12 protein-coding genes are annotated in these 12,613 nt (G+C 54.3%); 6 read left to right on the forward strand and 6 right to left on the reverse strand.

Annotation, left to right across the window (positions count from 1 at the left end; all coding sequences use genetic code 11):
• Positions 1-187: 187 nt before the first annotated feature.
• From CODIS_RS18440 to CODIS_RS18450, 3 genes are all read right to left on the reverse strand, one after another.
• Positions 188-697, reverse strand: coding sequence for a hypothetical protein (locus CODIS_RS18440; protein ID WP_069128054.1), 510 nt, complete (start codon positions 695-697; stop codon positions 188-190).
• A gap of 76 nt (positions 698-773) precedes the next feature.
• Complete coding sequence (locus CODIS_RS18445) at positions 774-1,676, reverse strand: prenyltransferase (protein WP_069128057.1); 903 nt, start codon at positions 1,674-1,676, stop codon at positions 774-776.
• Positions 1,677-1,936: 260 nt separating this feature from the next.
• Positions 1,937-4,027 (reverse strand): TonB-dependent copper receptor, encoded by a 2,091-nt coding sequence (locus CODIS_RS18450; protein ID WP_069128060.1) that lies wholly within the window; start codon positions 4,025-4,027, stop codon positions 1,937-1,939.
• Positions 4,028-4,348: 321 nt separating this feature from the next.
• Here CODIS_RS18450 and CODIS_RS18455 point away from each other — a divergent pair, with 321 nt between their 5' ends.
• The 3 genes from CODIS_RS18455 (at position 4,349) to CODIS_RS21075 (ending at position 7,228) form a co-directional block, all read left to right on the forward strand.
• Positions 4,349-5,806 (forward strand): FAD-linked oxidase C-terminal domain-containing protein, encoded by a 1,458-nt coding sequence (locus CODIS_RS18455; RefSeq protein WP_069128064.1) that lies wholly within the window; start codon positions 4,349-4,351, stop codon positions 5,804-5,806.
• Positions 5,806-6,873: a glycolate oxidase subunit GlcE gene (gene glcE, locus CODIS_RS18460; RefSeq protein WP_069128066.1), complete on the forward strand. Its 1,068-nt coding sequence runs from the start codon at positions 5,806-5,808 to the stop codon at positions 6,871-6,873. Before CODIS_RS18455 ends, glcE begins: the two co-directional genes overlap by 1 nt.
• Before the next feature lie 73 nt (positions 6,874-6,946).
• On the forward strand, positions 6,947-7,228 hold the full coding sequence (locus CODIS_RS21075) for a hypothetical protein (protein WP_154723204.1): 282 nt from the start codon (positions 6,947-6,949) through the stop codon (positions 7,226-7,228).
• Positions 7,229-7,332: 104 nt separating this feature from the next.
• On the opposite strand, the gene CODIS_RS18465 is transcribed toward CODIS_RS21075, so the two are convergent.
• Positions 7,333-7,788: a hypothetical protein gene (locus CODIS_RS18465; protein WP_069128069.1), complete on the reverse strand. Its 456-nt coding sequence runs from the start codon at positions 7,786-7,788 to the stop codon at positions 7,333-7,335.
• A 247-nt stretch (positions 7,789-8,035) separates the two neighbouring features.
• Between CODIS_RS18465 and CODIS_RS18470 the strand changes: the two genes are divergently transcribed.
• Entirely contained in the window at positions 8,036-9,442 is a 1,407-nt protein-coding gene (locus CODIS_RS18470) for a dihydrolipoyl dehydrogenase (RefSeq protein ID WP_069128072.1), read from the forward strand.
• A 13-nt stretch (positions 9,443-9,455) separates the two neighbouring features.
• On the forward strand, positions 9,456-9,848 hold the full coding sequence (locus tag CODIS_RS18475) for an OsmC family protein (RefSeq protein ID WP_069128076.1): 393 nt from the start codon (positions 9,456-9,458) through the stop codon (positions 9,846-9,848).
• Positions 9,849-9,869: 21 nt separating this feature from the next.
• On the opposite strand, the gene CODIS_RS18480 is transcribed toward CODIS_RS18475, so the two are convergent.
• Complete coding sequence (locus CODIS_RS18480) at positions 9,870-10,241, reverse strand: hypothetical protein (RefSeq protein ID WP_069128079.1); 372 nt, start codon at positions 10,239-10,241, stop codon at positions 9,870-9,872.
• A gap of 576 nt (positions 10,242-10,817) precedes the next feature.
• Here CODIS_RS18480 and CODIS_RS18485 point away from each other — a divergent pair.
• Positions 10,818-11,966, forward strand: a complete 1,149-nt coding sequence (locus CODIS_RS18485) for a GGDEF domain-containing protein (protein WP_083220900.1) — start codon at positions 10,818-10,820, stop codon at positions 11,964-11,966.
• Between the two features lie 102 nt (positions 11,967-12,068).
• Here the strand turns inward: CODIS_RS18485 and CODIS_RS18490 are convergent, their stop codons facing one another.
• Positions 12,069-12,449, reverse strand: coding sequence for a VOC family protein (locus CODIS_RS18490; protein ID WP_069128083.1), 381 nt, complete (start codon positions 12,447-12,449; stop codon positions 12,069-12,071).
• Between the last annotated feature and the right edge of the window lie 164 nt (positions 12,450-12,613).

A 12,613-nucleotide genomic window follows, 5' to 3' on the forward strand; every position in this document is an offset into this window, starting at 1 on the left:
AGTGTGGATAACGATTTCTACAAACAGGGCAAGTATTTACCACAGGAGGAGAACAAATGACAGATAAAGTTGTTTATACGTTCATGTAAACAACTGTTTATCAATGATATTTTATATTATACCCTTAATTAGGCAATGGTTGCCCCGGGGGATAAATGATAAGGAACGCGTTGCCCGTAAACAGGCCCTAGGAATCCGACTCCAGCAGGGATACCCCTGGGCGGACTGTGATGAAGCGATACGGTACCGAAATCAATCCCTTATGAGTGTCTATCAAGACTTGGGCTTCCCACTCCATGGCGTCCCAGACACACACGGGTAACATTGCCTGTCCGCTGAAAACGCCATCGGCAACACGGCTCAATTTGGATCGATTGAAGCCCATATTCATATCCACACCACCGAAATCCACTTCGATACTCGTTGCACGGATGCCTGCGAGGTTGACCCGCAACTGCAGAGGTTTCACAACCGGGATATCTCTCGGCTCAATGGAGAAGGAGACACTGCCACCATCATTCAGTTGAGTCATACAGGCCCCGGCGCGCAGATCGCAAGTCGGATCGACAGCCGTCTTCAGTACCGTATTGGGAAATAGTATCGGCCATGTCTTGTAGAGCGCGACTAGACAGATAGCAGCGAATAGCGATCCCAGGAGAGCCCATAAAAGCGAATTGTGATTATTGGAGAGTTGCAATTGTCGTTTCCCACCAGGCAGATTTAGATAAGATTTTCGACCAGAAATATTGATTACTTACACCAAGATACGTAAGTCAAATAATTACTATATCGGCCAATATGCCGAGAAAAATCAAAAGTGGAGTGACCAGGGTGAGTACGACGTTTTTACCCAAGTAAGGTATCAAGTGTTTGATCTCACCCCGATACGCTCTGATGCCTTTAAAGACCTGATAGGCGATTCCGGCTGTGAGCAAACCAATGAGCGCCGTAAAAGGCAGACGACCCAGCAACACACCCATAATAATCATCACATAGGCCAGGATACAGAATATCAGGAACAACCATGCACTCTTTTCCGTACTCCAGGCGATGGCAAAGTTATCGCGACCCACACTGCGGTCAGCATCCACATCGGGTAGCTGGTTGAGAAGCAATAGATTGTTGACCAGAAAGAATGGAACCATAGACAGCAACAATGCGGTGGAACTGTATTCAGCCGTCAAAGCATAGTAAGTACCGATCACCATCAAAGGCCCGAATCCCAAACCTGGCGCAACCAGTACCAGCACTCTGTTGCGATTGATCCAACTGGTATAGGTAACGATGATCAGTATGCCGAGAACACCTATCGGGACCAGCCCCCAACCTACATGCTGCAGAAGGTATATGCCACAGATCAGGGTTACAAAAAGAGATACCACCCCGATACCCAGCGCATAGGGTGCCAGGCGGGGTTGAATCACCAAGGTTCCGCTGCCGCCACTGAATGGCGTGCGATCTGTCTTGAAGTCGAGTCCCGACTGAAAATCCATATATTCATTGAGCGCGTTGACACTGATATGTGCCATTAAGGCACCCAGTAGCACGACAGCAAACAAGCCCCATGTCACACCGTGTTCACTCAACAGGACACTAGCCAAACCGAGTGACACACAGATGGGTGTCAGAATCAGAAAATTGGGTCTGGCAACGCCAATTACGGGAAACGGTATCATCGGTTGTCCTGAGTCATAAGCTGTCGAGCCACACAGACTACTGTAAATCACTGAAGCAATAAAACAGCAAATATCCCAGGATAGCCAATAATCGCGGTACGAATGAAATCCAATCAACCACTAACCCGGCAACAAAATAGACCTGGGGAGAACCGGGCCCCAACAGTAGATCCCTGCCGCCGGGGCCTGATTGCAGGCGTGGAAGGCAATATATCTGGAACCGACATGTGGTCAGCGCTCCCCAGTCGCACACCACACTATCAGAACTTCACCGAACCTCTCAGCCAAACTTCGCGGCCAGGTTCGTTGACCTGGATGGCCTCCGGATTGAAGGGGTCCACATTGGCTCTGTTGACGTGATAGGCGAAACGCTTATCCAACAGATTGTCGACACCAAAGCGGATTGAGCTGTTCTTCGACAATGCATATCTGTTGTGCAGGTCGATCACGCCCCAGCCCGGGGTCTCCTGCACGTCTTGTCCACTGCCGTTCTCGAGATCGGCGCGTGTCTGTTTTGCATTTGCCCGCACACTACCCCCCAGCTCCCAATCGCCGCTGGCGTAGTCCAGACTGACGGTCGCCTCGAGGGGTGCTATTTGAGCAATGAGTCTGTCGTCGGTACTGTTTTCAGCCCTGACATAGGCCAGGCTCGCACTGGTCTTCAGACTATTGGAGAGGCGATACCCTGCTTGCCATTCGATACCGTAGAATTCAGCATCCACATTGCGATAGATATTCGCGGTGCCATTCGCAACCAGGATGCCGTCCTGCCCTCTGGCCTTGTCTCTCAGGATATAGTCAGAGACATCGTTGTAATAGAGCGTGATATCGGTATCGAGTCCCGCGTTCTGCCACTTGTAACCCACTTCAAGCTGATGGTGCTTTTCCGCTTCCAGCTCGGGATTACCGACCCAGCTGGAATCCATACCGGTCATCATGTTGCGCGAGAAACTGGCAAGATAGCGTTCTGTCGCATCCGCGGTTCTGACACTGCGGCTGAAACCGGCGAAGAGTGAACCGTCACCCAGCGTATGTTCATAGTGGATAAAACCACCCACATTGTTTTCCGTCTGCTCGTCCGATGTCTCGGCATAGTAGGCAGCGTACAGGTTGTTGGGTGTCGGACTCGGACCCAGATCGGGCTTCTCATCTCCCCGTGAGATCGAGGCATCGATCCGGTCATAACGCATTCCGAGCTTCAGCAGATTCTCCTCTCCCAACGGCATGGCCAGTTCTGCAAACAACCCTGTCTGTTCAAGTTCTGCGCCTGGCCACATTATCGATTGCAAAGTGGTCGGCTGCGCCATCATCGGCATGCCGGAGAAGCGGTCCGCATCGCGCTCGTTGTTTTGGTAGTCGATACCGATAGTCAGGTTACTGCCACCCACCATGATATCGCCATAGAGGCGTCCACCCGCAGTGTCCGACGTAGCCGGCACCCCCATGAGCATGGGTGCGCTCAACTCACGCAGCGAGAAATTGTCCATCAAGTGGTCCACCTGGCTTGAATAGATCTCGGCCCTGATCCCGGCAAAGGGTCCCAAACCATCGCTCTGCTGGTATTTGAAACGAATGTTGTCGGCATCACTCTTGGGTGAATCCATACCCGCGCCGGCAAACAGAGTATCGTCTTCCCGAGTCGCCTCGAAATTGAGTTCCAGGCGTTTGTCCTGATCGGGCATATAACCCAATATCAGATTTCCGCTTCGGTTTTCGTAGGCGGAGCGCACCTCATTGCCGTCGCCATCCTCATAGTTGTCGGCATCCTTATAACCGAGCACACCCCGTATATAGCCGGTTTCAGAACCCGCGGCGATGTCGGCAGAGAACTCCTTGGTCTTTGAATTGCCCTTGTAACCGGCATCCACCTCACCCAGATAAGACTTGCCATCTTTGAAGCGGGGCGGCTGGCGTTCGAACAGTACCGTACCGCCACTGCCGCCACCGCCGTAGATGACCGTCTGAGAGCCTTTGATCACAGTCACACTGTCATAGCTCTCCAGAGCGGAATAGGCTGTCGGTGGATCCATGCGGTTGGGACAACCGCCATGAATGTAGGCACCGTCGAGAATGATGTTGAGTCGATTCTGGCTCTGACCGCGAATCACCGGATCGATGCCGTGTCCCCCCATACGAATACCCGAGACACCATTGATATCACGCAGAAAATCACCGCCATCCGCTGGCAGCCCCTGTGAACTGTCGTCCAACTGTGTCCTGGTCACAGCAGGCGTCGTATCGGCTTTGCCTTCAACATAGATTTCGCCGAGTTTTTCCGCCTGCTCTTCAGCATGCAGGCAGGATGTGGCCAACAGGGAGCTGATTGCTAAGGATAGAGCTCTGAGTCGCATCGATTTACCTCATTTTTTCGTTATCAAATCCAGTTGAGAAGAGCAAATATCGGTCCATTGAGCTAACAGATTGATTTATAAAATGAAGAAGGAAACCGAGCTGGGATTCTTAAGACTAAATCATGGGATATGACGCACACACCATGGTATATGCCGTAGATGAATCTGCCGTTGACTGGGATATATTTGAAACCCCGTTTGCACGCTGTATCTCCAATTGCAGTGCACAGCCTTCAGGCGCGTACGGACATTTACACTTACAAGATCCATGTTTTTCTCATCTGGTGTAACCTATAAGCTGCATCCATCCGAGGTAACCCAATGCATGATCGTCTGACCCTGGCCAGGGAATTCCAAAAGATGCTGCCCGCAGAGTGCGTCATCTATCGCGAGGAGGAGCTGATCCCCTATGAGTGCGATGGCCTCTCCGCCTATCGCAAGGTGCCCCTGATCGTACTGCTGCCCTATACCGCCGAGCAGGTCGAGGAGATTCTTAGATTCTGCCACCGGCAACAGATTCCCGTGGTGGCTCGGGGAGCGGGCACCGGACTCTCGGGCGGCGCCCTGCCTCACGAAGAGGGCGTATTGCTAAGCCTCGCCAGGCTCAACCGAATCCTGGAGATCGACAACGATAATATGCAGGCGCGGGTACAGCCCGGGGTACGCAATCTTGCGGTCAGCGAAGCGGCCAAACCCTACGGCCTCTACTACGCCCCCGACCCCTCCTCACAGATCGCCTGTTCCATCGGCGGCAATGTGGCGGAAAATGCCGGTGGTGTGCACTGCCTGAAATATGGCCTGACCCTGCACAATGTATTACAGGTCACCCTCATCACTATCGACGGCGAAAAGATCACCCTGGGTGCCGGCAGCCTCGATGCACCCGGTCTCGACCTGCTGACCCTGATCACCGGCTCGGAAGGGATGCTGGGTGTGGTGGTGGAGGTCCTGGTGAAGCTGCTGCCGATACCGGAGCGGCAACAGGTCGTACTCGCCGCTTTCGATGATATCGAAACCGCGGGCAATGCAGTGGCGCAGGTCATCGCCAAGGGGATTCTGCCCGCCGGGCTGGAGATGATGGACAATCTGTCGATTCGCGCCTCGGAAGACTTCGTGCATGCCGGTTATCCCACCGAGGCGGCCGCGATCCTGCTGTGTGAAGTGGATGGAGTGGATGCCGAGGTCTCGGAAGAGATCATGCGGGTTAGAGAGATCCTGAAACAGTCGGGGGCAACCGAGGTAAGGACGGCGATGGACGAGCAGGAACGGATCAGGTTCTGGGCAGGCAGAAAGAACGCCTTCCCCGCGGTGGGGCGCCTCTCCCCCGACTACTACTGCATGGACGGTACCATCCCCCGCCATCATTTGGGCAAGGTGTTGAAGATGATCGATGAGATGTCGCAACGTTACGGATTGCGCTGCGCCAATGTGTTCCACGCCGGCGACGGCAACCTGCACCCGTTGATCCTCTACGACGCCAATAACCCGGGCGAGTTGGAGCAGGCAGAGGCCTTCGGTGGCGAGATACTCGAGCTGTGTGTCGCTGTCGGCGGCACCATCACCGGTGAGCATGGTGTCGGCCTGGAAAAGATCAATCAGATGTGCGCCCAGTTCCGGGATGAAGAGCTGGAGACCTTCCATGCGGTAAAAAGGGTGTTCGACCCCCTTACCCTGCTCAATCCTGGGAAAGCGATTCCAACCTTGAACCGATGCGCCGAATTCGGCGCCATGCATGTACATGCGGGAAAACTCCGTTTCCCCGAGCTGGAGCGCTTTTGATGAGCAACGACCGCGACTTCAGTCAATCGCTGCAATCGGCTGTCAAGGATGCCGCCCATGACGTCCGTCCCCTGCAACTGATGGGGCACGGCAGCAAATCGTTTTATGGCCGTGAACTGGCCGGTGAGCCCCTGTCGCTTGCGGAGCATCGCGGTATCATCAGCTACGAACCCACGGAACTGGTCATCACGGCGCGAGCCGGAACACCCTTGCAGGAGATTGAGGATACGTTACTGGAGAAGGGACAGATGCTCTCCTTCGAACCGCCCCGTTTCGACGGCAAAGGCACCATCGGCGGCGCCATCGCGGCAGGGCTCAGTGGTCCGCGTCGTCCCTGGGGCGGTTCACCCAGGGATCAGCTGCTGGGTATCAAGCTACTCGACGGACAGGGCCAGATACTGAAGTTCGGCGGCCAGGTGATGAAAAATGTGGCCGGCTACGATCTCTCGCGCCTGATGGCGGGGGCGATGGGCACCCTGGGTATCCTGCTCGAGGCGTCGATCAAGGTATTGCCCAAACCCATGCAAGAACACACCCTCACTTTCTCGGCGGAGCAGCCCACGGCCTGGGCACTGCTGCACAAAATGCTGATCGAGGGTGTACCCATCACCGCCACCTACAGCCTTGACAACAATCACAAGGTGCGTATTGCCTGCTCTCAGCAGCGCCTGGGGGAGATCAAGACCCGTTACGGACTCGAGCCCAGTGACAAGCCCCAAAGCGGATTTTGGCAGGGCCTGCGGGATCAGCAACACGACTACTTCAAGCAGCAAAGCCCGCTCTGGCGTCTCTCTCTACCACCTGCGGCAAAACTCGATATCGAGGGTCGGATACTATACGAATGGTCCGGCGGTTTACGCTGGCTGGCCACAGACCGGCCTGCGCGGGAGATACGTTCATTGGTGGAAAAAGAGTCGGGACATGCCATACTTTTTCGCAATGGAGATCGCAGGGGGGAAATGTTTCATCCGCTACATCCGCGGATTAGCGTCATTCAAAAACAGCTGAAACAGGTTTTTGACCCGCAGGGGATATTCAATCCAGGCAGACACTATGAAGACTACTGAAGCGCCATGCATGTTCTCTTGCCTGTCGGATTTCACACATATTTCCGCCCTCTGTCGAGCCCAATGAGGATTCATGCCCACTCTTCTCAAAACAACCCTCATGTTTACGGTGCTCTGCTGGCTTCACCCTGCACAGGCCTTTTTCTGCATTTCATTCGGCGGAAACGGAAAGACAAAAACGCATCCTTCGTATCGACAACACTATTACCGTCCTCCCCCACCACTGCTGCTTGCGCCACCAGTCACCGCCCAGCCACGGCTTGAACCGGCACAGCCGCTACCGGCAATCGCTCCAGTAGAGGAAGAGCCGGTAATCATTCAGGGTTACCGCTTCAGACCGCTGCCGCAGGAGTGACAAATCGAGATGCAGATACCGGCGACCTATCGTCATTAATAGCTATATTGGAGAGCAGCCTCCTGAAGTCCATCCCTGAATCATGCGTGCGATAAGCCTGACACCTATTGCTTGGGCTTGGGTCGCGCCGCCTGCATACAGCCCTGCATCTGATCCACCGTGCTGCTTTCAGTGAAGCACTTCTGCATGGCGGTACCGATCATGATCGATCGTTCCAGGAACTTCATCATGTTCTTCTTGGCCTCCGGTGTAAACTTGATATCCTTCGGAGTTTTCGTCGGTTGTTGCTGTCCCTTCGGCACGCCGGGCACCGGCCCCAAGCGCTCTTTTATCTCCTTCTCCATGGCGGTCATGATCTCTGCACACTTCTCGAACGCTGCCTGATCGTTTGCCGTTTCCAGGCAACTCTTGGTCTGCTTCATGGCGGGAATGCTCTTCGCCATCATCGGCAGCATCTTCTCCTTCGACTGCTCAAAGAACTGCTGCTGGTCTATTTGCCCGCCAGGTGGTTGGGCCAGCGCCAGTGACGGCAAGAGCAATAATAATCGGCACCACTTCATGCAAAATCTCCTCACGCTATCTGTCATTTTCGGATTTGTTATTTCAGATCACGACCATACCGCAATCGGGGTGGTTGAAACAGTCTCGGATCCAGGTGGAGCGGGTTTTTTGCAGATTCCCGGCTATCTCGCACCCTCTTGATGAAGCGGAGTGAGCATGTTGCTCAATAACCCTGATTCTGATGGCTGTTTTTTGCTACACGAGCCGTTAGAATCCCGATCTGCACAACCATTGTAGGAGATCTCCGTGGCAGAGAAAAAAGTAGACGTCGCCATCCTCGGTTCAGGAACAGCGGGACTGAATGCAACCAGCCGGGTCGGCCCGAGCGGTAAAAGCTTTCTCCTCATCAATGGTGGTGAACCCGGCACCACCTGTGCACGGGTCGGCTGCATGCCCTCCAAGGCGTTGATCCAGGTAGCCGAGGACTACCATCGCAGAACCCACCTCAATCGCTACGGTGTGGATGGCCATACGGAACTGACCATCGATCTCCCCGAAGCCATGGAGCATGTGCAGGATCTGCGCGACAACTTCGTCGACCGGGTCCTCTCCAACAGTACCGACAACATGGGCGACAAGTTCATCGAAGCGTATGCGAAATTTGTCGATCCCCACACCCTTGAACTCGACAACGGCGACCGGGTTGTTGCAGAGAGGATCGTTATCGCTACGGGATCCCGCCCGGTTGTGCCGGCCGCCTGGGAGGCCTTCGGTGATAAGGTACTGACCACTGACACCTTCTTCGAACTGGAAGATCTGCCGAAATCGGTGGCCGTGGTGGGCCTGGGTGTGATCGGCCTGGAGCTGGGGCAATCCCTAAGCCGCCTGGAGATCGATGTGTACGGTTTCGATATGGCGCAGACCATCGGCGGGGCCACGGATCCGGAAGTCTCGCAGATGGCCTTAGAGACCATGCAACGGGAGTTCCCCATCTACCTGGGCGAACCGGTCGAGATCAGCGAAGAGGGTGCACAGTTGCGCGTCACCGCGGGTGAACATTCGGTGGTCGTCGACAAGGTCCTGGCAAGTCTCGGGCGGACGCCCAACGTGGAAGGCCTGGCATTGGAAAACGCCGGGATCGAAGTCGACGATCGCGGTATCCCTGTCTATAACCCGAATACCATGCAGTGCGGCGATTCCCATATCTTCATCGCGGGCGATGTGAATGGCGAACGCCCTATCCTGCACGAGGCCGGTGACGAGGGTAAAATCGCCGGTCATAACGCCGCCCATGACGAAGTCACCGCGTTCAAGCGCAAGGTCCCCCTGGCGATCAACTTTTGCGACCCGAATATCTGTCTGGTGGGCGAAACCTACCAGGCCCTGGATCTGGAGAAAGCAGCCATCGGCGAGGTCAAGCTCGCCCCGGTCGGACGCGCCCAGATCATGGGCCAGAGCCGCGGCATCATCCGCGTCTACGGCGATAAAGCCAGCGGCATGATACTGGGTGCCGAAATGATCACCACCCGCGGTGAAAACCTGGCCCATCTGCTCAACTGGGCCATCTCTCAGCAACTTACTGTCGGCGACCTGCTGCGCATGCCTTTTTACCATCCCGTCATCGAAGAGGCGTTACAGGCGGCGCTCAACAATCTCTACGCCCAGGTCGAGGCAAAAAACCAGGGTCCTGTAAAAGAACTCTATCCCCTATAAGCGGTGTATGAACATGGATTCCATTCAGGTCAGTTTCACAGGCGGCAAACGTATTCAGGCCAAGGTCGGCGATTACACCATAGAGACGGACCAGCCCCTCAAGTATGGCGGTGAAGCCAGCGCCCCTGCCCCCTTCGATCTGTTTCTCGCCTCGCTGGCCACCTGTGCGGGCATATACGCCTGGAATTTCTGCGAATCACGCAAACTCTCAACCGAAGGCATGGATCTGCGCATGGATTGTGTCAACGATGAGAAGAAAAAAATGATCGTCAAGGTCATATTCCGTCTCACCCTTCCCGACGGATTCCCTGAGAAGTACCGCAGCGGCATCGTCCGGGCAATGGAACTCTGCGCCGTGAAACGGCACATGATGGATACACCCGAGTTCTCATTTGACCTTGTGTGATCCGATAGTGTGACGAGCAGGTTATTGGATCTTTACAACATGGGCGATTCCGCCCCCATGATCCAACGATTCCAGTGCCATTGTCCCGCCATCATAGGCAAGGATCTTCAATCGTCCGGGTAGTGCTCCCTTCATGTGAATGATATCTCCCTCGCAGCTATAATCCCCCGACTTATCGATTGCCGGACGGGATTTGAGAAAGCGGACCGTGCCGTTCTTCATAAACTCCCAGGATTGACTATCGTCCTTAATGCTGTTTCCGGCAAACTCGACATGTGACTGCTGCCACTTGCCTATGATGTCTTTAGCGCACTCAGCATACGCGTTGATAGGGGCAGCGATGGCGACACTGAGCATGGCAGACAAGAAATAGAGTCCAGGTTTCCTTTGCATGGTGATAATCCTTGATCGAATTTGGTGATAATTACGACAATCATACAGCGCAATGCCGAATCGGTTTCAGAAATATTGACACTCACTCATCAACAAGAGTCTAGCGGAGTTTTCACCGTCGTCGGCCCGACGCTTCGCCGCCCTGCCACCTCGAGTGCACCCTGAATTCACACATTCCTGAACCTGGCAGCACTCATCCATGTGGTTTTGTTGTATTTGTTTAAGTGCCAATCATGGTATGAGAAGAGAAGCTTGGCCATTCAAATCAGCGGCGAACAACATGAAGCGGCACATGATCAGGTGCCTATCCCTAACTTGTTGAAACCATTATTGCTTGATGGTTATGGAGTAAGGTATTTAAATGGGTGTACTCAATAGGATTTGCTATCGTAATGGCCTGGACTTTTCTGTCAGGCGGATTAAGCTAGGGCCTGTTAACACTAATCCAATCGGCCCTGCTGGGACTATTTTTTCGTCCAGCAAGGCAGCGTGAGCGATGTGTAGTGACTCTACATGAGCGAATGCTAACGCCGCTGGACGGAAAAAAACCCACGGAACAACCAGAGAAGGTAACGGGTGAATCAGATCAATTCCGGTCGACGTACAGGGGACAGGCGTTCCGGTTTGGAGCGCCGCAAAAACCAGACAGGTAAACAGGGAACCGAACACCGGATGTCCTGGGAAGACCAGCGCACCCAGTACTGGACACGCCTGCTGTTTTGCGGCCTGGCGCTCCTCTACTTCAATTTCGGCGGCGAGGAACAGGTACGCGACTGGACCAACCTTCAGGTGGTCAACCTGATCTTTCTGGTCTTTGGCATCGAGATTCTGTTCTTCATGCGGCACGCTTCACGGGTGCCGCACGCGCCCTGGCGTCAACGCCTGACCATGTGGATCGACATCGTCATGGCATCTTTCGCGGTGCTGGCGGATACCACCATCAGTTCCCCCGGTTTTCTGGTCTACCTGATGGTGATTCTCGGCAACGGCATGCGCTACGGCCTGCGACTGTTCGGTGAAGCGGTCATAGGCAGCCTTGGCGCAGTCATATTGATCGTCAGCCTGCGGTTGTTTGACTATGTCGACCTGTTTTCGGTCAGCGCAGTCTTTTTTCTCGTCTTCTTCGCGATCATCGTCATCTATTCCTACACCCTGACGGCCAAGATAGAACTCGGCCGCGCCAAGCTTGCCCACGAACGCAACATCGACGCCCTCACCGGGCTGCTCAACCAGCGCGCCCTGGTGGAACGCTCGTCATCCCTGTTCCAGAGCCAGGAGGACGGTAACAGCGTGGTTGTCCTGTTCGCAGACCTGGACGGTTTCAAGCGCGTCAACGACACCCACGGCCACCATGTGGGCGATCGCTTGCTTGCAGGTGTTGCAGACAGTATCGCCAATACAGTACGCGACGAAGACCTGGTGTCACGCTATGGCGGAGATGAATTCCTGCTACTGCTGCCCTATGCCACCAAGCAGTGCGGAGAGACAGTTGCCCAGCGCGTGAGACAGGCGATCGACGACTACGCCAAAGAGAACGGCATCGACTTCAGCATCTCCATCGGCATGGGCAGATACCCCGATCATGGTCACGACCTGGATAGTGTGATCAGAAGTGTCGATCAGGCGATGTACCGCAGCAAACTGAAACATGGGGGCGGTGGTATTTTGCATGTTGACGGCGGCGAACTGGATACGGCCGAGTCGACTTCCGGGATGACGTATTGATGCTGTTGTTTTGAATGGAAATCAATGCTTGTAGTAATGTTGCCTTCAACAGAACAGGCGTGTCAGTGACTGCATCCGATGGAAGGCCTTTGTTACACGTTTTTACTCATGGACTAGTGGCTGCATCAGATGGATAACAGCCCCCGTCGGATCTGAAACAACACAAACACTACCGACGTCTGGTACATCATATGGGGGCACTAAAACTTTGCCTCCCAGGTGTGCTGCGTTTTTAGCACATGCATCAATATTATCGACTGCAACATATGAGTGCCAATACGAGCCTTCTCCCGGTGTATCAGGAGTAGGATTCATCATACCTGCTATGTCATGCCCCTCCTTCTGAAATAGGGTGTATTTGCCAAATTCACCTGCATCAACCTCTTTCATGGTCCAGCCCAGTAATTTGCTAAAAAATACCCCGCTAAGTTCTTGATCAGTTGTTACGAGCTCTCGCCAAATAAAAGGATTGTGTTCTGGCATGAATCATCCTCTATTATGATTTCTTATAACGCCACGTTTCAGCCGATGAGGGGAGCGCCAGCCGACCCGAAGTTCGGCTGGAAGCGATTGTGTACGCCCAGCATGGGCATGAACTGATGGGGTGGAAGTCCCCTGTAGGAGAACCACAGTCGATGATCGATGAA

Source organism: Candidatus Thiodiazotropha endolucinida (assembly GCF_001715975.1).
In the GTDB taxonomy this organism is placed as follows: domain Bacteria; phylum Pseudomonadota; class Gammaproteobacteria; order Chromatiales; family Chromatiaceae; genus Thiodiazotropha; species Thiodiazotropha endolucinida.